Raw genomic sequence first — 19834 nt, forward strand, 5'->3', positions numbered from 1 at the left:
CGCGGGGCGACACCGTCCCGCGCGTAAGGCGCCCCCGGGGCGCCGGATGTCTGGAAGTCACCGCGAAAGTCCTGCCGACAGGCGGGCAGGGCTCAGACCAGTCGTCCCTTGTTGCGGGCGTCCATGCCGGTGTCGACCGTGATGGTGGAATTCGGCGCCGTGTTCTGGACGTTCACGTTCTGGAACTGATTGTTCATCTGATCAGCATAGAAGCTGTAGTTGATCTCGTAAAAGTTCACGACAGGCAACGCGCCGGGCCGGGCAGCCACGTAGGGCTGGATCCAGCCGAACACCCACGGCGCGCCACCGCCCCGGACGGCCGACATGGCGCGGAAATCGAGCTCGCGATGGGTGTTCAGGTCGCGGATGGTCAGGGTCGCCATGATGGTCTCCTTGGGCAGGCTTGCGGGGGATGCCTCTGTTCAGCAAGCGGTGTGCCACGGTGGGGGCGTGACGTCGGCGGGGTTCTTAGGATCAAATGTGATGCCGGATGCTCGTTCGGCGTTGGTTGGGCGCCAACACCCGTGCTGGAGTGGTGGGGCAGGGCCGTCAGGGGCGGGCCGACAGGAGCCATATCGGCGAAGAGCGAGCGGCCGACAGCGGTTGCCGGTGGCGGACCAACACAATCGGTTCGTAGCTGTTGGTCGATGCCCGACGAAACCGGGTCCCCGGAAACCTCCGATTCCCCGCCAGCCCTTGTCGGACCGTGGTTCGGCCCCACTGGCACGCTTGATGCGGTTGGGTAGGCACCAACGCCGCACTGCCTGCCCGCCACCGACACCAGAATCGAGACCGCCATGAACACCCAAGACCAACAACAAGCCAGCCGCCCGGACGATGCCTACCAGCCCGGCGCCCATCTGGTGACGGAACGCAATGGCTACGCCCATCACGGCATCTACGTCGGCCAGGGCCGCGTGATCCACTACGCCGGCTTCTGCCAGGCGCTGCATGCGGGCCCAGTCGAGGAAACCTCGCTCGAACTATTCGCCCAGGGCCATGGCGTGACCGTGCGCAACCAGCCCTGCGCGCGCTACCTCGGGCAGGAAGCCGTCGCCCGTGCCCGCAGCCGCCTGGGCGAGAACCGCTATCACCTGCTGACCAACAACTGCGAACACTTCTGCACGTGGTGCCTGCTCGGCCAGGCCCGCAGCGAACAGGTGGAAACCTGCCTGCGCAACCCGGCAGCGGCAGTGGTTACCGTGCTGCACCTGGCACTGGCCATGCTGTCGGGCATCCACCCCGCCAGCCTGACGGCCGCCTGATCCCCCAACCATTGCCACCAAAGGAGCCCGCCATGTCCGGATTGATCGACTGGGAAAGCTGCGACACCCGCACCGGCCGCGCCTGCCACCGCCGCTGCACCCCGGACCGCGCCAGCGCCCGGCCCGCCCCCCGCCCACGCCGCGCCGACCGCCATGGCAGGGCGCCGGCGGAGTTTGCTATACTCCGCCCTGTCTTCCGACCCGCCCGCGCCACCGCGGCGCCAGGCCGGTGCAGACGGTCCGCTCGCCGTAGTTCAATGGATAGAACGAGCGCCTCCTAAGCGCTAGATACAGGTTCGATTCCTGTCGGCGGGACCATAATCAAGTCCGCAGCAGTTCACCAAAGTTCTCCCTCCCGCCGTAAATCAAGGCTTCCTAGCCTTTCGACGTTCACCAAAGTTCGCGGTGAACCGTTGGCATCCGTCACTTTTTGGGGCATCCTTTGGGGCATTCTCTGATGCCCCGATTATCGGTGCCCCTACGCGATGCCCCGCACGGTCGAACCTCTCACCGACACCAAAATCCGCAACGCCAAGCCGCGCGAGCGCGCCTATAAGCTGTTCGACGGTGGTGGCCTCTATTTGGAGGTCATGACCGATGGGCGAAAGCTCTGGCGGTTCAAATACGTCCGGCCGTCCGGTGCCGAGAATCGGCTCGGCTTTGGCACCTACCCTGCCGTGACGTTGGCCCAGGCGCGGGCCCAGCGCGAGACAGCCAGGTCGCACGTCACCGACGGCAAGGATCCGGGCGCGGTTAAACAGGACCAGCGCCGCGCCGCCAAGATCGCCGCCGGAAATTCTTTCGAGGCGGTCGCCCGTGACTGGCACGCCACCAAAAAGGAAAGCTGGAACGAGGTCTATGCCGGCAAGGTTCTGGCCTCGCTCGTGAACGACGTCTTCCCCGTCCTGGGCAGCACCCCCATTGCCGACATCCGCGCGCCGGCGATCCTGGCGCTGCTCAAGACGATCGAGTCCCGCGGCGTCCGCGACACCACGAAGCGCATTCTCCAGCGTATGCGTGCGGTGTTCCAGTACGGGATCGTCTATGGCCTGTGCGATCGGAACCCGGCCACTGACATCGACAGCGAGGTCGTGCTGAAGCAGACGCCCGTGCAGCACCAGGCCAGGGTGCCGCTGGCCGAACTGCCGCAGCTGCTGCGCGACATCGATGGCTACGAGGGTGACAAGGTGACGCGCCTGGCGTTGCAGTTCATGACGCTGACGTTTGTGCGCACCACGGAGATGATCCAGGCGCAGTGGGACGAGATTGACGAGAAGAAGGCTGAGTGGCTGGTGCCGGCAGAGCGGATGAAGATGCGCGACCCGCATGTGGTGCCGCTATCCACGCAGGCGCTTGCCGTGCTGAAGGAACTGCGCGAGATCACTGGCCACCGCCGGTATCTGTTCTACAGCCCGCGCGGCAAGACTGGTCACATCAGCAACAACACGATGCTTTATGCGTTGTACCGCCTGGGGTATCACTCGCGCATGACCGGCCACGGGTTCCGGGGCCTGGCGTCCACCGCGCTGAACGAACTGGGATTTCGGCCCGACGTCATCGAGCGCCAGCTCGCGCACGTCGAGCGCAACAAGGTGCGCGCCGCGTACAACCACGCGCAGTACCTGCCCGAGCGCCGGCAGATGATGCAGTCCTGGGGGGATATGGTCTCAGGCCTTCGAGAAGCTGGCAACCAATAAGCTACGGAGAAGTCGCTATGTTCACGCTTTCAAAGGACGAGTTCTTAGCTCGTAACCGAATTTCCGAGGAGAAGTGGATTAAGAGCGGTTGCACTTGGAACGAACTAAAAGCAATTGCGGATCATTACTTGGCCGGTCAAAAAGATCTGACCACGTCGGCGGAGATGTTTGCGAGCATGATGCAAAGGATAAAACCCGTCCATTCTGTTCGTTTTCGGGTTAAGAATGTTGAACATTTGCTAGAAAAAATTGTCCGAAAGCGGGCGGATAAAAGGCCACAGAAAAAGTACCAGACTATATCCGTTGATGATTATCAGGAGGTGGTGACCGACTTGGTCGGGATTCGTGCGTTGCATCTTTTCAAAGCGGATTGCTTTTCAATAGATAAGGAAATTCGCGCAGGGTGGCGACTGAAAGAAAAACCTGTGGCCTATGTCCGCCAAGGAGATCCAGTCGAATTCAGGGAACAACTTCGAAATCACGGATTCAAAATTAAGGAACACGATGCGGGTTATCGATCGGTGCACTACGTTGCGTCAACTCGACCAGGAATAAGGGATATACCTGTAGAAATTCAAGTTAGAACGATCTTTGAAGAAGGGTGGAGTGAGATTGATCATGAGGTGCGATATCCTAATTTCCTGAACGATCCCATGATCGAGTACTTTCTCGGTATATTTAATAGAATTTCCGGGGCGGCGGATGAAATGGGGAGCTTCGTGCGAAAATTGACTGCCTCTATGGAAACCGGCGAAGAACGTTTGAAGCTGGCACGCCTTGAAAGGGACGCCGCCATGGAAGACGTTCGCCAGGCATTAAGTGAAGCTCAACAAGAGCGAGAGCTAAGCGGTACGCTGCGCAACTCCCTCGCTAAGGCCGAGAAAGAACTGAAACGGCTGCGAGAGAACTCCGAAGTTGTCGACAACCTTTCGGAAGACACGCCGACCCGTAGGCTGTGGCGCGAAAGATCGGCTTATCTCAGTCAGTTGAAGGCTAGCTTGTCGCCGCCGCCCCTGTTTTCCTCCCAACTTGACGGGAAGCAAGAAAGCGAATGACGCTGGCAGGCTGTGCCAGGGGCCTGTACAAAGGAAATTATTGGTTCTGAATAATTTGAGATAAAACGTCGGCCGGCACCGCGAAGAAGCCCAGGCGGCCGGCCAGCGGCGTGAAGGGAAGCGGCTGGGCGCCGCGTAGGGCGAAGCCTTGGCAGCCAGCCATATGCCAGTACGAGGTCCGGCGCTCGGGTGGCACGCAGGCAGTGACCTCTGCCATGCCGACGATGCCGCCGCGCTGCAGTTCCTCGGCTAGTGGAAAGCGGTGCTGGATGCCGGCCTGCTGGAAGACCAATGCCGCCGCGCTGTACTCCAGCCGCGTCATGCCCTTGGCGGCGTGGATCAGCACCGGCCCACGGAACCGCGTGGCCCACGTCCGATTCTCGATGTCCTTGTGGCCGTTGACGATCAGCCATGCCCATGGCTGGCGGATGGACAGGGCCTTGGTCGGTAACGAGCGGGTGAGTGTCACGATTTCACCTCAAGGTTATGGGGCGCGATGCCGATAGGGCGGCTATGACCAAATTTTTCGACAAAGACCTCGAAGAGCAACTTGGTACCGGTGCAGCGCTTCAAATTGCTGCGCTGGCTTCCGAGCTGCGCGGGCAAATGGATTCGTACGACGCGATCCGAAAAGCTCAGGGCAAGCCCACTCTCGAAGAAGAGATGGACGAAGCCATTGAGTATGTTCGCCAGATGGTTGCGAGGGGTGAGGCCCGCCGCGAGGACTATCCGGAGATCTTCGAGGACGAGCCGGGCTCTGAGGGGTAATTCCGTCACGCGATCAACTCCATCTGGGCACGCTGTCGCTCGAGCGCGGAAGAGCATGACGGGTTGAGCCAAACCACCTCTGTGCGCGCGCGGCCGCCGTCAGCCATATGCCGGCGTTCGTGGCGTTCCCAATCGGCGAATAGCTCGTCGTCGTACAGTGCGCTGGGGTAGCCGGACAGCACCACCATCGCGGTGCTCGCGTGGAGTACTGCGGCCAGCGCCCGGTGGTCGTCGTCGGTCATCTCGTGCCGATAGCCGTGGGTCTTCGCGGACCGGCCCATGATCGCGGACCTGGTGCTGTGGGCGTAGGGTGGATCCGCGTAGATCAACGCGTTCGGGTTGTCCATCCTCGCGATCACCTCGAGTGCGTCGCGATTCTCCAGCAGTACTCCCTGCAGCCGGCGGGTGAACGAAGGGATTGCATCGGCCCAGCGCGACCATTCTGCCGACGGCAACCCACGGCCATCCGTCAGCTTCGAGCGGAAGCCGGTGCGGCAGCCGCGCGTGGCGCTGTCGCTGCCGTGGCCGAAGAACGAGCGCACGATCATCTTGTGCGCGCTGTCGATGTCGTCGACGGCCGCCTCGTACGACCAGTCAAATTCGTCACGCGAGAACGGGGTGAGGGCCACGCGTCGTTGTAGCTCGAGTGCTTTGTCCTGATCGCGCAATACTCGGAAAACGTTCACCACCTGGCCGTCGAGGTCGTTGTAGCACTCGGCTGGCACGCGGTCCTTCTGCAGCAGGATCCCGGCGCCGCCGCCGAAAGGTTCTACGTAGCACGAGTGGGCGGGAAAGAATCCCATCACCCATGGCGCCAGGCGGAACTTGCTGCCGTGGTAGCGGAGCACTGGTCGGGTGACGGTCACGCTGCCTCCCCTTGCTGGGCGACCGTCAGCGCGACGGCCACCGGCCGCACCCACACCGGCGTGGCCGACAGCATGAACGTCTCTCCGGTCTCGGCCAGCATCAGCGTGGTGCCCATCACCTCGGCAATGGCCACGGCCGCATCCGGCGGCACGGCATTGCCAATGCGCTCGCGCCAAGCCTGATCGCTCAGGCCGTCCAGTTCCAGGTATTCTTCCGGTTCGATCAGCGACTGCAGCGCGGCCAGCTCCAGCGTTGTGAACGGACGGTGCCACGTTCCGTCCAGCGCGCGGATGATCGCCACCACCTTCTCGCTGGCGGCCGGCAGGCGCGGGTCGGCCACCGACCACCGGCCGTTGTCGTGGCCGGCAGCTGCGGACACGGCGCCGCTGGGCTGATCCCAGCCGACCACGCCGTAGTGGCCGCCCGTCAGGTAGTTGTCGCCGCGCTCGCGCCGCATGCCCGGGCGCGGATCAGCCACAGCGAAGGCCCCCTGACCCGTGGTGCTGCCGGCGATCACCGTGCCGGTCGCCTCGTTCCAGGGCGTCACCGCGTACTTGCCGAACGTTGGGCCGTCGCGGCGCGGGTCGGCAACGCATTGGCCGGTGCCGTGGGCGCTGGTGACGGCGCCGGCCGCGTCGGACCATGGCACGATCCGGTATTCGTTGTTGTGCTTGGCCGGGCCGGCGTGCCGCGGGTCCGCCACGCTGAAGGTGCCTTGGCCGGGCGACTTCACACCGATGATGGCACCGGACGGCTCGCCCCAGCGAAGCACGCCGTACTGCTGGTACTGGGCGGCTTCGGTCGGGCCGCGTGCGGCCCGCGCGCTGGCGCGCGGCGGCGTCCATCTCGCCGAGCTGGCGCTGCATGTCGCCGGCCTCGGCCGACGCGTCGGCGATGTCGGCCTGCAGCTCGGAAATCGTCGCATTGACGTCCTCGGCGGCAGGCGCGCCGGCGGGCACCGGGGCTTTCCAGTCGCCGGCCTTCACCGAGCCGTAGGTCTCGCCGGTGATCGCGCGCCATGCGCCCTTGGCGGCCGTGGCCTTGATCTGGGCTTCCTTCGCCGCAGCGTCGAAGCCGGCGCGCACCAGCGGCAGCACCGCTTCGATCCTCTTGGGATGGCAGCCGCGTGCCACTAGGCGCTCGCGCACCAGGTCGGTACCGAGCTTCAGGCCCATCAGGTCGAACAGGAACGAGCGACGTTCCTTGGCGTCGAGGCTGGCGAAGCGCTGGGCGTCGAGCACGTACGGCAGGCGCGGGTCAGTCTGCAGGCCGGCGGTCAGCTTGCCCGAGGGCAGGGCGACGCTATTGGCCTGCGGCCCAGCGGATACGACGACCGTACCCATTTCTGCGCCGTCGTGCAGCAGCTGGCCGTATTCCTTCTTCAGGCTGACGCGCACGCTCTCGCCGGTCAGCGCCAGGCGGATGGCCTCCTGCAGGCTGGACTTGCCGGCGCCGTTCGGGCCGCAGATCAGCGACACCGGTGTGGCGGGGATGATGTCGGCCGCCCGAAGGCCGAGGAAGTTGCGGGCGTGGATGGCGGTGATCTTCATGCTGCGGCTCCTTCGGATACGTTGACTTGCCTATTGCCTTCGGCGTCGGCCGGCGTCACGACAAAGTGTTCTTCAAGCGCTTCCAGCAGGCGCGCGGCGTGGTTGTAGCCGATGCGCAGATGGCGCTGGATGAACGAAATGGATGCGCGGCGGTGGGTGATGACGAGCTCGCGGGCTTGGTCGAAGAGTGGATCCTCGTCGCCGGGCTCGTGGTGGTACTGGCTGGTGTCGACGTGGTTGCTGCCGAAATCCAGTTCGCTGTCGCCAGACATCAGGCACAGGTCGATCTCGTCCTGCAGGAACTCGGCCACGCGCGCCACTTCATCGCCGCTGGGCTTGAACGACACCGAAAAGGTGAGCCAGACCTTGAAGCCGTCCTTGGGCTCAAGGGAGAACTTTTTCACGCGCACACCGGTGAAGGTGCTGCCCACCATGTCGAGCCGATAGCTTTCGAGCTCGTGCCCGTAAGTGATCGGCCCCATGATCTTGTTGCGCACGGCGCCGTTCGAGAAGAAAACGAAGTCGGCTAACTGCTCGTCGAAGAAGCGCATGACGTGCCGGTCGGCGACAGCCTTGAATTTCAGGTCGAGCGCGAGCTCCTGGTTGTCCTCGGGCCCCTCTTTGCGCGTGTTCAGATGCAGGATGGTGGCCTTGCCCATGAAGTGGAATTTGTCCATCTCGGTGTCCTTTGCTTGCGGGCCGCCCCTCAGCATTCGGCGGTGCGGCGCTGTTCTTCCTCCCGCGCTACAGCCGTCTGCGCGGGCAGTCCTCTCTCACAGGTATTTCAGTCGGCGTTGATGGGGGCCCGCTGGCGGCGGGCGGCCGGCTGGGCCGGCGCTGCGTCTTCGGCGGGTGCGGACAGTTCACGCATGCGGCGCGACGCGACCTGGTTGAGCGTGGCCTTTTCCTTCTCGTCGGTCACTTGCTTGATCAGGCTGCGGGCGAAGTCCAGGTCTTCGGCGGTCTGGGCCTGCAGCAGTTCGCGGTTCACGTCATTGAACGTCAGCACAGAGTTGTCGCCTTGCTGCTGGCTGCCCTCGTCCTCCGGGATCAGATCGGCTTGGCCGCTGTCGTCCGCGACATCGGATGGTTGCGTGTCGACGGTTGCCTGTGGGCCCGTCGTTTCCTCGGGATGCTCGACGATCTCAGCGGGCTGGGTGGTCGTGGCGCGCGCCGCACCGCGCAGGTCGTTGACCGAGGCGCTGGCCACCGAGTACGAGCCGTCCGGGTTCAGATCGATGATGTCCTGCGCTTCCTCGACGGTTTGCAGCCCCATCAGCAGCTCGGGGGCGTACAGCTTCCCGAAGAAGCTGGCCGTGCGGTACCGCAGCATGACCTCGTCCATGGTCTGCCACTTGCTGCCGGTCTTCGTGTACCAGCCTTCCTTCACAGCCATTTCGATCGACACCTTGGGCGATTCCAGGCGCTCACCGGTTTCCTTCTCGATGGCCCACGCGATGCAGACCTTGTCGAGGATGTCGACCTTCTTCGTGACGGTGCTGCGGTTTCCGTTCTCCCATACCGTCTCGGTGCGCTCGACGGTCTTCTTGCCCGTTTCCTTGATGTCGAAGCGCAGCGGCGAGAATCGGCCGCTTCCGTTGATCGCCGCGATGATCCACTGCGACGACCAGGACGGCCGGCCTTCGACGATGTAGAGGTTCTGCATCACCATCAGCGGGTCGGCGCCCATGCGCTGCGCCATGTTCAGCGCGACAACGGCATTGGCCAGCGCGTTGGGGTTCTCGCGCGATTCCTTCACGTTGCCGAACTTGTCCAGCTTCTCGATCACCTTGCGGTACGCCGCAGGCACGAGGGTGGACGAGGCCAGGAGGTTGGCGGCGCGCTGCATCAGTTCGAACGACTGCAGGCTGCCAAAGCCCATCGTGACGACGGGTGCGGGGGCGGCTTCACGCACGGCGGGCGCGCGCATTTGGTCGAGGGTGACGGTTGCGGACATAGCGGTGATCTCGGTCAGGTGGTGATTGGGTCAGGACTTGTAGGGGCAGGTAGCGTGGCGCGGGCAGTACTTCGGCGAGCACAGGACCGACTTGCCGTTGCCGTAGAAGGCGCCGGAATGGATCAGGCGCGACGCGTGCTGCAGCAGTCCGGGCTGTTCTTCGGTGCCCAGCAGCGCCGTGCGCGGCGATGCGATCTCGCCTACGCCCACGCGCTGTGCGGCGGCGGTCTTGCCGGTATTCAGGCCGACAATCTGGGCCGGCGCGCTGATGGGGATGCCCATGGCGTGCTCGGCCAGCAGCTCGTACACGCCCAGCTGGGGACCGTGGCCGGCGGTGACAGCGACGCCATCGGTGCCGACGGCGCGGCCACCGGTCTTCAGGTCGCTGATGCCGGCGCCGTCGGTGGTCGTGCGCACGCGGTCGGTGGTGCCCGTCAGCGCGAGGCCCAGCTCGGGAATCTCCAGGCGGTCGCAGGCGATTTCAACGCCGATGTAGTGCTGATGCGGCGCGATCTCGGCGCAGTAGCGCGCATGCAACGCCAGGCCGATGCGTTCGGCAGCGGCCGGGTCGCTGTCTTCCCAGTCGACCTCGACGTTTTTGTCGTAAATCGTGTCCACCAGCGCGCCGGCGGCGTGGTCGGCGGTGATCGGCGCGCCGTCCAGCGCGGCCTGGTCGAATGCGCCCGTGCTGGCGTGCACGGCGGTGCCCAGGTGGGCAGCGCCGCTCGACGGCAAGCGCATCCCCAGCAGGTTCTTGGCTTCCCAGCGCGCCGGGCAGTCGAAAAGTTCAGCCAGCGAGCTGGCGCGTACGGCGACCATGTTCATTTCAAGGACTCCAGGATGATGTCCAGCGCCACGCAGATGGCGTCGACGGGATTTGCGGCGATCACGGTCAGGGACAGGCCCGCGCCGTGGACGTGGTACGACTTGCCCGGCACGATCGGTGCGGCGCTCATGTGGAACTCCGGGATGCGGTGGGCGGCTGGCTCGGCTCGGCGCTGGCCAGGTGGTAGGCGAAGAACACGGCAGCCATGGCCAGGGTGGTGCCGACCCAAAGGGCCAGCAGCTCGGCGACAGCGCGGCGGGGGGACGGGCGGCGCTTCATTGCCACACCCGGCTGATGAGGCTGGCGGCCAGCACCACCAGCGGCGGCGCGGTGCAGATGGCCAGGGCGATCAGGAAGAAGTCGCGGTTCACGATTGGACCCCTGTTGCGCGGGCGATGACGGCTGCCCGCTCGTGAAAGCGGGTGGTGCCCTCGCTGTCGTTGCCGCTGGCGGCATTCAAGAGCGCCCAGTCGGTCCTTTGCGCCGCTGTCATCAGCGCAAGAGCATTCCGGATGATTTCGTGTGCCAACTGCAACTCGCGCAGGACCGCGGCGCGTGAGCTTTCTGCATCGGCTTGCCGGATGGCGGCCTGTGTCGGTGGTGAACCCGGGCTTCCTCAGCATGTTCGTCGACGACGCCTTGGCCGAACGGCAGGGCGGGGCGCCCCCGGGGACCGACTGGGATTCCACGCCGGAAGGTGTCCAGGCCAAGGCCGAGCAGCTGGGCGTCGAGCGTGACCCCGACGAGCACGCGATCGTGTTCCGGCTGCGCGTCATCGCCGCGTCCGGCGACCAGCGGCTGATGGAACGCGAGGTCAGCAAGGCCGAGCGCATGAACCCGGGCGAGCACCAGCGGGTGTACCGGATCATGTACGGCGTATCGCCGGGCGAGGTGGTGGCGTGACGGTCCAATCCCTCTTCGACGAATCGCGGCCGCTGCGCCGCGTGGCGTTCGCCATCCCAGGCCAGCCCGTGGGCAAGGGCCGCCCCAAGTTCGCGCGGCAGGGCGCATTCGTGCGGACATACACGCCCGAGAAGACCGCCACCTACGAGAACCTGGTGAAGCTGGCCGCCACGCAGGCCATGGCCGGGCTGCCGCCCATCGAAGGCCCAGTCGAGCTGTGGCTGGACATCAACCTGCAGATCCCGACCAGCTGGTCCAAGAAACGCCAGCGCGACGCGGCGGCGGGCCTCGTGGCCGCCACCAAGAAGCCGGACGCCGACAACGTGCTGAAGGCCGTGAAGGACGGCATGAACGGCATCGTCTGGCTCGACGACGCACAGGCAGTGGAATACCGCATCAGCAAACGCTACAGCACGTCCCCATGCGTGCAGGTCAGCGTGGAACAGTTGCCGCTACAGGCGGCGTAAGGAAATGAATGTGACCGGGGAAACGATGATGGAAGAACGCCTTTTCGACAGCTCGCACGCGGCGCTGGTGTTCGCGTTCAACTACTCGGGCCAGCAGTACCAGGCATCGGCCATGAATAAGGCCATGACGCCTGCCATCGGCTCGGGGAAGGGGCTGGTCGGCGTAGACGGCGCCGCGCAGGCCGGCATGATCCGCAACGAACTGAGCATGCTGCCCGAGTTGCACCAGGCGGTGCTGACCGCGCGCACCGCGCCGCGCGACATCCCGTGCGACTGCGGCCGGCCGTGCTGCGCCGCGCGCAAGCCCAACCCGGAATGGAACGCGGCCATCGTCTGGCTGACCGAGCGCGCCATGCAGCAGCTGTCCGGCTCGTTCTCGCACTACCGCGTGCGGCGGTCCATCCTGGAGAAAATCTTCGGCGTGCGCGTGGACCTGCAGCAGGTCGCCGAGGACTGCGGCGCGCACCGAAACACGGTCAGCGCCCAGAACGCGAAGCTGAAGGTGTGGATCGAAGGGGAGCGGAAGAAGGGCCTGCTGGCGGCGCCCGGCGTTGAGTCCGTGGCTTGGCTGGCGATCGACGGCAGGCTCATGGCGGCCGGCATGGTCGCACTCGAAGAGCGGGCCGAGGCGTAGCCCGTTTTCGAGTTTTTCTTGACATTGTGCATTTCGTGCACAAAAATGCCCCTCATTCGATACACCTACGAATTACGTCCAGAGCCCGCGCAAGCGGGCTTTTGCGTTTCTGGGGCTCATGCCAGGCTCAGTTCCAGGCGTTTGCCCAAGGCGGCCAGCGCCTCTTCGACACGGTCGATTTTCGTTGTATGGCCCAGGTCCAGCAGGCGGTTCACTTCCTGCTTGGTCGTGTCCATGCGCGCCGCCAGATCGGTCGGTCGTACCTGCTGGGCCAGCATCTCGTTGAGCAACAGCACCTTCGCCGCCGCGCTGGCCGGCAAGGCGACAAGCTGCTCGCCCTTCTTCGCCTTTGACGGCGGGGGAACAGGGCGCTTGTCTTCGAAGTAGAAGTCCATCGACGTCAACAGCGCGTCGGCGGCCATCTCGAGTGCTTCGGCTTCGGTATTGCCTTGCGTGATCGCTTCGGGAATATCCCGGAACGTCACGACAAAGCCACCACCCTCGTCGGGGGTCAGGGTTGCTGGATATTGCATGGTCGTCCTTTGTTTGCGGTGCGGTGGAGCGTCGCAAGGACAACCCCTTTCGGGGCCGCCCTCACTTGAGTCCTAGTTGTTTCTTGATTCCGTTGACCGTACCGATCTTGATCTCGGTATGCCGGGGGATCGTAGTCTGCTTGCCGTTCAGGTAGACCTTGGTGTGTTTGGAGCCTTCTTTGAAGGTCGCACCCCGTTCAGCCAGCCATTGGACAAACTCGATTCGCTTCACCGCACCTCCATTCGTTGTTGCGATGAATGAATAGTAAACAAAAACGATTACCTTAGCAAGGACTTTAGTAATCGTTTTTGATTACCGTTGCATTCCAGCTTCGGCGCACCGGTTGTCTCCTTCCACCCTCCCAGGTGGCTTTGCCCGGCTACCCGTTCCGGGCGCTTTTCATTCCCACCCCGTGCATTTTTACCGCGTATGAAAAAGCCCGATCAGCTCTCAATCCGCTACCGCGCGGCTGACGAGCTGGTCCGCTACGAGCGCAATGCACGGTCGCACAGCGCCGGCCAGATCGAGCAGATCAAGGCGTCGCTGCGCCAGTTCGGCTGGACCAACCCAGCGCTGACGGCCGGCGATGACGTGCTGGCCGGCCACGGCCGGCTGGAAGCGGCCACGCAGATGTGGGCGGCCGGCGAGACCATCGCCAACTGCCCGGTGCCGGGCCAGGTGCCCACGGTCGACCTGTCGCACCTGTCGGCGGACGAGCGGCGCGCGTACATCCTCGCGGACAACAAGTTGGCCGAGAACGCCGGCTGGGACGTTGAGCTGCTGTCCGCCGAGCTGTTGGACCTGCGCGATGCCGACTTCGACCTGACTGTGATCGGCTTCACGCCGGACGAGCTGGGCGAGCTGCTAGATCCGCCCGGGGCTGCCCCGGGCACCGCAGCGCGCCGGTCGCTGGCCGAGCAGTTCATGGTGCCGCCGTTCAGCACGCTCAATGCGCGCGATGCGGCGTGGCAGGAACGCAAGGCCGCATGGCTGGCGCTGGGTATCCAGTCCGAACTGGGACGCGACGCGCCCGCCTATGCGTCGGCATCTGCCCACCAGAAGGCCGAGCAGGGCGCCGCGCCGCAGCACCGCACCAGCATCTTCGACCCGGTGTTGTGCGAGCTGGCCTACCGCTGGTTCTGCCCGCCCGGCGGCCTCGTGTTGGACCCGTTCGCCGGCGGAAGCGTGCGTGGTGTTGTCGCGGCGCGCCTTGGACGCCCGTATGTGGGCATGGAGCTGCGCGCCGAGCAGGTCGAGGCGAACCGTGACCAGCTGCACCTGGTGCAGACCGAAGACCCGGCGCCGGCCTGGCACGTCGGCGACAGCCGGCAGATCGCACGGCGCCTGCTCGACGTCGAGGCCGATTTCCTGTTCTCGTGCCCGCCCTATGCGGACCTGGAACGGTACTCGGACGATCCGGCGGACCTGTCCACGATGGACTATCCGGCCTTCATGGAGGCCTACCGCGAGGTGATCGTCGGCGCCGTCAGCTTGCTGCAGCGCGACCGGTTCGCCTGTTTCGTGGTCGGCGACGTGCGCGAGAAGCGCGGCACGGGCCCGTATCGCAATTTCGTGTCGGACACGATCGATGCCTTCATCGACGCAGGCATGCGGCTGTACAACGAAGCCATCCTGCTGACCGCGCTGGGCAGCGCCCCGATCCGTGCGGGCAAACAGTTCGCGGCCAGCCGGAAGCTGGGCAAGGTGCACCAGAACGTGCTGGTGTTCGTGAAGGGCGACTGGAAGCGCGCCGTGGCGGCGTGCGGCGATGTGGTGCTGGGTGACGATCTGTTCCCCGAACCTGACGAGTGATACCCATGGCGGGACGCAAAGCATATGAGCCGACGGACGACTATCGCAAGCTGGTGAAGGCGATGGCGAGCTATGGCGTGCCGCACGAGGCAATTGCCACGCACGTTGTCAATCCGCAAACCAACAAGCCGCTTTCTGAGAAGACCCTGCGTCTGCATTACCGTGCCGAACTGGATGCCGGTAGCGCGGCCTCGAAGGCCTTGGTGGCGCAAACCGTTTTCCGACATGCCACTGGCAAGGGTCCTGGCGCAGCTGCTGCGGCGATCTTCCTCGCAAAGGTTCGGCTCGGATGGAAGGAGCCGCCCCAGGGCGTCGAATTGACTGGCAAAGACGGCGGGCCGGTCGAGCAACACACCACCGTCGTCGATGAAAAAAAGGTCGCTGCCGCCCTCAGAAAGCTCGAAGACGAGTATTGATCCGTCGCTCGAGCGCGCCGTCCTGAAGGCGAAGTGCGAGCGCGATCACCTGTTTTTCAGCCGGTACTTCTTCAAGCATCGGCAGGGCATCAAGTTCCGCGTCAACTGGCACCACGTGCTGATCGCGGACACGGTGCAGCGTGTCATCGATGGCGAGCTGAAGAACGTCGTCATCAACGTCCCGCCCGGCTCGTCGAAAACCGAGCTCGTGGCGATCAACCTGATCGCCCGGGGCCTCGCGGTGAACCCGCGCGCGCGGTTCCTGCACATCTCGTATTCCGATGACCTGGCGCTGCTGAACAGCGAGACGGCGCGCGAGATCGTCCAGTCGGACGAGTTTCAGGCGCTGTGGCCGCTGTCCATCGCGCCGGATGCGAAGTCGAAGAAACGCTGGAACGTCATCGCCGACGGCAAGAAAGCCGGCGGTGTGTACGCGGTATCGCTGGGTGGCCAGATCACCGGCTTCCGCGCGGGCCACATGACCGATGGATGGCAGGGCGCCATCATCATCGACGACCCGCTGAAGGTCGAGGACGCGTACAGCAAGCCGAACCGCGACAAGGCGAACCGCAAGCTGCTGTCCACGGTGAAGAGCCGGAAGGCCAACCCGGACACGCCGATCATCGTGATCATGCAGCGGCTGGCCGAGGAAGACCCGACGGGCTTCATCAAGGCCGGCAAGGTGCCGGGCGACTGGGAATTCATCGAGATCCCGGCGCTGATCACCGACGCATACGTCGAGGCCCTGCCCGAGCGCGTCCGCGCGATGGTGGAGCTTGGCGAGAAGGACGAGGACGGCCGGTTCAGCTACTGGCCCTACAAGGAACCGCTCGACGATCTGCTGGCCAGCGAGAAGGCCGACCGGTACGTCTTCAGCGGGCAGTACATGCAGCGCCCCAGCCCTCTGGGCGGCGGCATCATCCGCAGTGCCAACTTCGGTCGATACACGGTGGCGCCCGAGCTGCACAAGCGGATCATCTATGCCGACACGGCGCAGAAGACCGCCGAGCGGAACGACTACAGCGTGCTGCAGTGCTGGGGGCACGGGAAGAACGGCCGGATCTACCTGCTGGACCAGATCCGGGGGAAGTGGCCGGCGCCCGAGCTGCGCAAGAAGGCCATCGACTTCTGGAACAAGCACCTGCCGTACGAATTTCACTTCGGCGCGCCGCTCGTGAAGATGCGTGTCGAGGACAAGGCCAGCGGTACCGGCCTGATTCAGGACATCCAGGCGTCCGGAACCATTCCGGTCGAGGGGATCGAGCGGCACCGCGACAAGCTGGTGCGCGTGATGGACGTGGTCAGCTACATCGACGCCGGGCTGGTGATGATCCCCGAGACAGCAGAGTGGGTGAGTGACTTCACGCAGGAATGCGACGCCTTCACCCCCGACGACACGCACGCACACGATGACCAGATCGACCCGATGGTGGACGCGATCAACGACATGCTGGCCGGCGGCCGGTCGCTGGACATCTGGACCAAACTCGGACAGCAATGAACCGTAATCAACGCAAAGCGCAGCAACGGGCGCATAAGGCCAACGTGGCCGCGTCCGCGAACGCCAAGCGCTGGATGAGCGGCGACAGCTTCCAGAACTTTGAGGCGCGCGTCGGCCTGGGCACAAACAACCAGGCCAGCCAGTACAGCTACGGGTTCGACTTCATCAGCCGCAACCGCGTGCAGCTGGAGGCGATGTACCGGTCCAGCTGGGTGGTTGGCCAGGCCGTCGACGTGGTGGCCGAGGACATGACCCGCGCCGGTATCGAGATCGGCTCGGACCTGCCGCCCGACGACAAGGACCAGCTGAACGCCTCGATCGAGGACATGGCGCTGTGGGACCGCATCTGCGACACGATCAAGTGGGGGCGGCTGTACGGCGGTGCGCTGGCGGTGATGCTGATCGACGGGCAGAACCCATCGACGCCGCTCAATCCGGAATCGATCAGCAAGGATCAGTTCAAGGGCCTGTTGGTGCTGGACCGGTGGATGGTCCAGCCGACGCTGGAGAACCTGGTCACCGAGCTGGGACCGGACTTGGGCATGCCGAAGTACTACGACGTCGTGGCCGACAGCATGGCGCTGAAGAACCAGCGCATCCACTACAGCCGCGTGCTGCGCATCGATGGCGTGGACCTGCCGTACTGGCAGAAGATCGCCGAGAACCTGTGGGGGCAGTCGGTCATCGAGCGGTTGATTGACCGCCTGGTTGCGTTCGATAGCACGACCATCGGTGCTGCGCAGCTGGTGTACAAGGCGCATCTGCGCACGCTGAAGGTCGACAAGCTGCGCGAGATCATCGCCATGGGCGGCCCGGCACTCGAAGCGCTGATCAAGAACGTCGACATGATCCGGCGGTTCCAGTCGAACGAGGGGATGACGCTCGTCGATGCGGCCGACGACATGCAGACCGACACGTACCAGTTCTCAGGACTCGACAGCGTGCTGATGCAGTTCGGCCAGCAGCTATCGGGCGCGCTGCAAATTCCACTGGTGCGCCTGTTCGGGCAGTCGCCGGCCGGGTTGAATTCGTCGGGCGAGTCGGATCTGCGCACGTACTACGACAACGTCAACCAGCAGCAGGAAAGGCGCCTGCGCCGGCCCATGACCCGCCTGATCGACGTGCTGGGCCGATCCGTGCTCGGCCGGGCGCTGCCCCAGGGCTTCGCCTACAGCTTCCGCTCGCTGTGGCAGCTCTCCGACACCGAGAAGGCGCAGAACGCCAAGACGGTGACCGAGGCGGTCACGCAGGCCTACGACACTGACCTCATCGACAAGCCCACGGCGATGAAGGAACTGCGCCAATCGAGCCACAGCACCGGGGTGTACACCAGCATCACGGACGAGGCGATCGAGGAAGCGGAAAACGAGCCGCCCCCGGCGCCGGACATGGAACTGCCTGATGTTGATGACCCGAACAACGGACCGGAAGCGCCGCCGCAATCCCGTAAGGACCAGCGGACCGGAAAGGGTGTATCGGACGCAGCTCCGACAGGTCGCGCAGCAGGTGGGCGTGTTGGTAAATGGCTTTCCGCCTGGCGATCCCGGCGTTCTGCCGACGATTGAGCAGCTGCTGCAGCGGTATGCCGAGGCGCTGACGCCGTGGGCCGAGCGCACGGCGGCCGAGATGCTGACCGAGGTGAACCGGCGGGATGAGTCCGCCTGGATGCAGAACGCGGCAGACCTGTCCCGCGCGCTGCGCCAAGAGATTCGGACGGCGCCCACCGGCGCCACCATGCAGGCCCTGATGGCCGAGCAGGTGACGCTGATCAAATCGATCCCGCTCGACGCCGCACAGCGAGTGCACAAGCTGACCATCGAAGGGATCGAGGACAGCACCAGGGCGTCGGAGATCGCGAAGGCCATCCGGGCGTCGGGCGAGGTGGCGAAGAGCCGCGCAGACCTTATCGCCCGGACTGAGGTGGCGCGCACGGCATCGACGCTGACCGAGGCACGCGCGCTGCATGTCGGGTCGCCCGGCTACTTCTGGCGGACCTCTGGCGATGGCGACGTGCGAGAGTCGCACCGCGAAATGGAAGGCAAGTTCGTGGCGTGGAATGACCCGCCGACGCTCGACGGGATGAAGGGCCACGCCGGCCAGTTCCCGAACTGCCGCTGCTACCCCGAGCCGGTGATTCCGGAGGACTGACATGGCCGCAACCGTCTCCACGGCGCTGATCGTCTGCGCGCTGATCATTTTCCCGACCGTCGCGGCCGGCCTTGTGATGGCCGTCTGCGAGATCCTGCTGGACCGCTGACATGCGTTTCTTCACCGTCCAAAAGCTCGGCCCGAAGCGGTCGCTGACGCCCGAAGGCTTCCTGCTGTGCGAGGAAGTGCCCGTCGCGCGGACTGGCGAGATGCTGTACGGGCCCGGCGAGGTGCCTGTCGAGCCTGGCCCCGATGGCCTGATCCGCATCAGCCGGACGGCAGAAGAAGTGTTCCGCGATGCGACCCAGGCGAGCTGCATGGGCAAGGACGTTACGCTCGATCATCCCGACGACTTCGTGCAGCCGTCCAATTTCGCCATGCTTACCCAGGGCGTGATGCTGAACCCGCGCCGCGGCACAGGTCTGGCCGATGACCTGTTGGTGGCAGACCTGCTGATCAAGCATCCCGCGTCGATCAAGGCGGTGCAGGAAGACGAGATCGAAGAAGTCAGCCTCGGCTATGAGGCGGACTACGAACAGGTATCACCCGGCCGCGGGGTACAGCGGAACATCGTTGTCAACCACGTAGCCCTCGTCGAGCGCGGCCGGTGTGGCCCGCGCTGCGCGATCGGCGATAAGGAACCCGAAGATATGAAAACTTTCGACAGCAAGCCCAAGGGCAAGCGCAGCTTCGCCGACCGTATCCGCGCGGCCTTCATGGCCAAGGATGCCGAGGCCGCTGAAGAGCTGGCCAACGAGGCCGAGGCCATGGACGAAGAATCCGAGGCCGAACGCGAAGCCCGCGAGGCGAAGGAAAAGGAAGCCAAGACGGGCGATGCCCTGGGCCAGATCCTGAAGACCGTCAAGGCTCTGGATTCCCGCCTGGCCAAGATCGAGGCCCGCGACGAGGAATCCGAGGAAGAGCGCAAGGCGCGTGAAGCCAAGGAAAAGGAAGGGAAGACCGGCGACGACGGCGACCTGACGAATGTCGAGACGGCCGGCAAGCTGAACCAGGCCGAAGTCGACCTGTACACCGGCGACGCGGCGGCCAGCATCCCCTCGCGCGCCGAGATCCTGTCCCCGGGCATCAAGCTTCCCACGCTGGACAGCAAGATGGCCACGGCCGACCGGGCCGCCGCGCTGTGCAAGTGCCAGCGCAAGGCGCTCGACCTGGCGTTCCAGACCGACGCAGGCAAGGCCGCCATCGCACCGTTCGTGGGCGGCATGACGGCGGATTTCGAAAGGCTGCCCGCTGCGCTTGTGCATGCCGCGTTCATGGGCGCCAGCGAGCTGGTGAAGGCCCAGAACAACAGTAAGTCGCACAGCCAGGCGGTCACCACCAAGGACTTTGGCAAGGCCCGCACCGTCGCCGACATCAACGCGGCCAACCGCAAATTTTGGGACCGCCAAGGTTCCGCCAACTAAGGGAGTCCCG

Annotated in this window: 23 protein-coding genes, 1 tRNA gene and 2 pseudogenes; 14 read left to right on the plus strand and 12 right to left on the minus strand. The window is 64.8% G+C overall.

What is annotated here, in order from left to right:
• Window positions 1–92 precede the first annotated feature (92 nt).
• Window positions 93–383, minus strand: a complete 291-nt coding sequence (locus EHF44_RS10400; protein WP_124683675.1) for a hypothetical protein — start codon at window positions 381–383, stop codon at window positions 93–95.
• 414 nt (window positions 384–797) lie between these two features.
• On the opposite strand from EHF44_RS10400, the gene EHF44_RS10405 reads away from it, so the two are divergent.
• From EHF44_RS10405 to EHF44_RS10420, 4 genes are all read left to right on the plus strand, one after another.
• On the plus strand, window positions 798–1265 hold the full coding sequence (locus EHF44_RS10405; RefSeq protein WP_124683676.1) for a lecithin retinol acyltransferase family protein: 468 nt from the start codon (window positions 798–800) through the stop codon (window positions 1263–1265).
• Window positions 1266–1508: 243 nt separating this feature from the next.
• Window positions 1509–1583, plus strand: a tRNA-Arg gene (locus tag EHF44_RS10410).
• Between the two features lie 167 nt (window positions 1584–1750).
• The gene (locus EHF44_RS10415) at window positions 1751–2962 is read left to right on the plus strand and encodes a tyrosine-type recombinase/integrase (RefSeq protein WP_124683677.1); all 1212 of its coding nucleotides are present in this window, start codon (window positions 1751–1753) and stop codon (window positions 2960–2962) included.
• A 17-nt stretch (window positions 2963–2979) separates the two neighbouring features.
• Window positions 2980–4017, plus strand: a complete 1038-nt coding sequence (locus tag EHF44_RS10420; protein WP_124683678.1) for a hypothetical protein — start codon at window positions 2980–2982, stop codon at window positions 4015–4017.
• 37 nt (window positions 4018–4054) lie between these two features.
• On the opposite strand, the gene EHF44_RS10425 is transcribed toward EHF44_RS10420, so the two are convergent.
• Window positions 4055–4486, minus strand: a complete 432-nt coding sequence (locus EHF44_RS10425; RefSeq protein ID WP_124683679.1) for an ASCH domain-containing protein — start codon at window positions 4484–4486, stop codon at window positions 4055–4057.
• A gap of 44 nt (window positions 4487–4530) precedes the next feature.
• On the opposite strand from EHF44_RS10425, the gene EHF44_RS10430 reads away from it, so the two are divergent.
• Window positions 4531–4785, plus strand: a complete 255-nt coding sequence (locus EHF44_RS10430; RefSeq protein WP_124683680.1) for a hypothetical protein — start codon at window positions 4531–4533, stop codon at window positions 4783–4785.
• A 5-nt stretch (window positions 4786–4790) separates the two neighbouring features.
• Here the strand turns inward: EHF44_RS10430 and EHF44_RS10435 are convergent, their stop codons facing one another.
• From EHF44_RS10435 to EHF44_RS28305, 8 genes and pseudogenes are all read right to left on the minus strand, one after another.
• Window positions 4791–5651 (minus strand): DNA adenine methylase, encoded by an 861-nt coding sequence (locus EHF44_RS10435; RefSeq protein ID WP_124683681.1) that lies wholly within the window; start codon window positions 5649–5651, stop codon window positions 4791–4793.
• Window positions 5648–6436 (minus strand): annotated as a pseudogene (locus EHF44_RS10440) (DNA cytosine methyltransferase); the annotation flags it as partial. The pseudogene EHF44_RS10440 and the gene EHF44_RS10435, both read right to left, overlap by 4 nt.
• Window positions 6437–7064: 628 nt before the next feature.
• Window positions 7065–7202 (minus strand): annotated as a pseudogene (locus EHF44_RS28660) (AAA family ATPase); the annotation flags it as partial.
• Window positions 7199–7879, minus strand: a complete 681-nt coding sequence (locus EHF44_RS10450; RefSeq protein ID WP_172966036.1) for a DNA translocase FtsK — start codon at window positions 7877–7879, stop codon at window positions 7199–7201. The gene EHF44_RS10450 and the pseudogene EHF44_RS28660, both read right to left, overlap by 4 nt.
• A 107-nt stretch (window positions 7880–7986) precedes the next feature.
• A complete protein-coding gene (locus tag EHF44_RS10455) occupies window positions 7987–9159 on the minus strand; it encodes a hypothetical protein (protein ID WP_124683684.1) in 1173 nt (390 codons plus the stop codon).
• 30 nt (window positions 9160–9189) lie between these two features.
• Window positions 9190–9984 (minus strand): PD-(D/E)XK nuclease family protein, encoded by a 795-nt coding sequence (locus tag EHF44_RS10460; protein ID WP_124683685.1) that lies wholly within the window; start codon window positions 9982–9984, stop codon window positions 9190–9192.
• Window positions 9981–10115, minus strand: a complete 135-nt coding sequence (locus EHF44_RS28845) for a hypothetical protein (protein ID WP_301337462.1) — start codon at window positions 10113–10115, stop codon at window positions 9981–9983. The genes EHF44_RS10460 and EHF44_RS28845 overlap by 4 nt, the downstream gene beginning before the upstream one ends.
• A 237-nt stretch (window positions 10116–10352) precedes the next feature.
• On the minus strand, window positions 10353–10514 hold the full coding sequence (locus EHF44_RS28305; RefSeq protein WP_172966037.1) for a hypothetical protein: 162 nt from the start codon (window positions 10512–10514) through the stop codon (window positions 10353–10355).
• A 26-nt stretch (window positions 10515–10540) separates the two neighbouring features.
• Between EHF44_RS28305 and EHF44_RS10465 the strand changes: the two genes are divergently transcribed.
• From EHF44_RS10465 to EHF44_RS10475, 3 genes are read left to right on the plus strand one after another with little or no spacing between them, the layout of a single operon-like run.
• Complete coding sequence (locus tag EHF44_RS10465) at window positions 10541–10888, plus strand: hypothetical protein (RefSeq protein ID WP_124683686.1); 348 nt, start codon at window positions 10541–10543, stop codon at window positions 10886–10888.
• Entirely contained in the window at window positions 10885–11355 is a 471-nt protein-coding gene (locus tag EHF44_RS10470; RefSeq protein WP_124683687.1) for a RusA family crossover junction endodeoxyribonuclease, read from the plus strand. The genes EHF44_RS10465 and EHF44_RS10470 overlap by 4 nt, the downstream gene beginning before the upstream one ends.
• Before the next feature lie 10 nt (window positions 11356–11365).
• Entirely contained in the window at window positions 11366–11989 is a 624-nt protein-coding gene (locus EHF44_RS10475) for a DNA-binding protein (protein WP_437340274.1), read from the plus strand.
• A gap of 116 nt (window positions 11990–12105) precedes the next feature.
• Here EHF44_RS10475 and EHF44_RS10480 read toward each other — a convergent pair whose 3' ends face one another.
• Together EHF44_RS10480 and EHF44_RS10485 are read right to left on the minus strand one after the other, a co-directional pair.
• Complete coding sequence (locus tag EHF44_RS10480; protein ID WP_124683688.1) at window positions 12106–12522, minus strand: type II toxin-antitoxin system HicB family antitoxin; 417 nt, start codon at window positions 12520–12522, stop codon at window positions 12106–12108.
• A 61-nt stretch (window positions 12523–12583) separates the two neighbouring features.
• Entirely contained in the window at window positions 12584–12754 is a 171-nt protein-coding gene (locus tag EHF44_RS10485) for a type II toxin-antitoxin system HicA family toxin (protein ID WP_124683689.1), read from the minus strand.
• Window positions 12755–12952: 198 nt separating this feature from the next.
• Between EHF44_RS10485 and EHF44_RS10490 the strand changes: the two genes are divergently transcribed.
• From EHF44_RS10490 to EHF44_RS10515, 6 genes are all read left to right on the plus strand, one after another.
• The gene (locus EHF44_RS10490; RefSeq protein ID WP_124683690.1) at window positions 12953–14335 is read left to right on the plus strand and encodes a DNA methyltransferase; all 1383 of its coding nucleotides are present in this window, start codon (window positions 12953–12955) and stop codon (window positions 14333–14335) included.
• Window positions 14336–14340: 5 nt separating this feature from the next.
• Window positions 14341–14751 (plus strand): hypothetical protein, encoded by a 411-nt coding sequence (locus EHF44_RS10495; RefSeq protein ID WP_124683691.1) that lies wholly within the window; start codon window positions 14341–14343, stop codon window positions 14749–14751.
• Window positions 14702–16252, plus strand: coding sequence for a phage terminase large subunit (gene terL / locus EHF44_RS10500; RefSeq protein WP_124683692.1), 1551 nt, complete (start codon window positions 14702–14704; stop codon window positions 16250–16252). Before EHF44_RS10495 ends, terL begins: the two co-directional genes overlap by 50 nt.
• Complete coding sequence (locus EHF44_RS10505; RefSeq protein WP_124683693.1) at window positions 16249–17817, plus strand: DUF1073 domain-containing protein; 1569 nt, start codon at window positions 16249–16251, stop codon at window positions 17815–17817. Before terL ends, EHF44_RS10505 begins: the two co-directional genes overlap by 4 nt.
• The gene (locus EHF44_RS10510) at window positions 17768–18400 is read left to right on the plus strand and encodes a phage head morphogenesis protein (RefSeq protein ID WP_253700075.1); all 633 of its coding nucleotides are present in this window, start codon (window positions 17768–17770) and stop codon (window positions 18398–18400) included. The genes EHF44_RS10505 and EHF44_RS10510 overlap by 50 nt, the downstream gene beginning before the upstream one ends.
• A 110-nt stretch (window positions 18401–18510) precedes the next feature.
• Window positions 18511–19824, plus strand: a complete 1314-nt coding sequence (locus EHF44_RS10515) for a DUF2213 domain-containing protein (RefSeq protein ID WP_124683695.1) — start codon at window positions 18511–18513, stop codon at window positions 19822–19824.
• Window positions 19825–19834 lie beyond the last annotated feature (10 nt).

Origin of the sequence: Cupriavidus pauculus, assembly GCF_003854935.1 — a bacterium.
GTDB classification, from domain to species: Bacteria; Pseudomonadota; Gammaproteobacteria; order Burkholderiales; family Burkholderiaceae; genus Cupriavidus; species Cupriavidus pauculus_C.

Excerpts from the sequence above, each read along its gene's own strand:
- EHF44_RS10400 (WP_124683675.1), bottom strand. The coding sequence starts at position 383 with ATGGCGACCCTGACCATCCGCGACCTGAACACCCATCGCGAGCTCGAT.
- EHF44_RS10405 (WP_124683676.1), top strand. The coding sequence starts at position 798 with ATGAACACCCAAGACCAACAACAAGCCAGCCGCCCGGACGATGCCTAC.
- EHF44_RS10415 (WP_124683677.1), top strand. The coding sequence starts at position 1,751 with ATGCCCCGCACGGTCGAACCTCTCACCGACACCAAAATCCGCAACGCC.
- EHF44_RS10420 (WP_124683678.1), top strand. The coding sequence starts at position 2,980 with ATGTTCACGCTTTCAAAGGACGAGTTCTTAGCTCGTAACCGAATTTCC.
- EHF44_RS10430 (WP_124683680.1), top strand. The coding sequence starts at position 4,531 with ATGACCAAATTTTTCGACAAAGACCTCGAAGAGCAACTTGGTACCGGT.
- EHF44_RS10450 (WP_172966036.1), bottom strand. The coding sequence starts at position 7,879 with ATGGACAAATTCCACTTCATGGGCAAGGCCACCATCCTGCATCTGAAC.
- EHF44_RS10455 (WP_124683684.1), bottom strand. The coding sequence starts at position 9,159 with ATGTCCGCAACCGTCACCCTCGACCAAATGCGCGCGCCCGCCGTGCGT.
- EHF44_RS10460 (WP_124683685.1), bottom strand. The coding sequence starts at position 9,984 with ATGAACATGGTCGCCGTACGCGCCAGCTCGCTGGCTGAACTTTTCGAC.
- EHF44_RS28845 (WP_301337462.1), bottom strand. The coding sequence starts at position 10,115 with ATGAGCGCCGCACCGATCGTGCCGGGCAAGTCGTACCACGTCCACGGC.
- EHF44_RS10480 (WP_124683688.1), bottom strand. The coding sequence starts at position 12,522 with ATGCAATATCCAGCAACCCTGACCCCCGACGAGGGTGGTGGCTTTGTC.
- EHF44_RS10490 (WP_124683690.1), top strand. The coding sequence starts at position 12,953 with ATGAAAAAGCCCGATCAGCTCTCAATCCGCTACCGCGCGGCTGACGAG.
- EHF44_RS10495 (WP_124683691.1), top strand. The coding sequence starts at position 14,341 with ATGGCGGGACGCAAAGCATATGAGCCGACGGACGACTATCGCAAGCTG.
- terL (WP_124683692.1), top strand. The coding sequence starts at position 14,702 with ATGAAAAAAAGGTCGCTGCCGCCCTCAGAAAGCTCGAAGACGAGTATT.
- EHF44_RS10505 (WP_124683693.1), top strand. The coding sequence starts at position 16,249 with ATGAACCGTAATCAACGCAAAGCGCAGCAACGGGCGCATAAGGCCAAC.
- EHF44_RS10515 (WP_124683695.1), top strand. The coding sequence starts at position 18,511 with ATGCGTTTCTTCACCGTCCAAAAGCTCGGCCCGAAGCGGTCGCTGACG.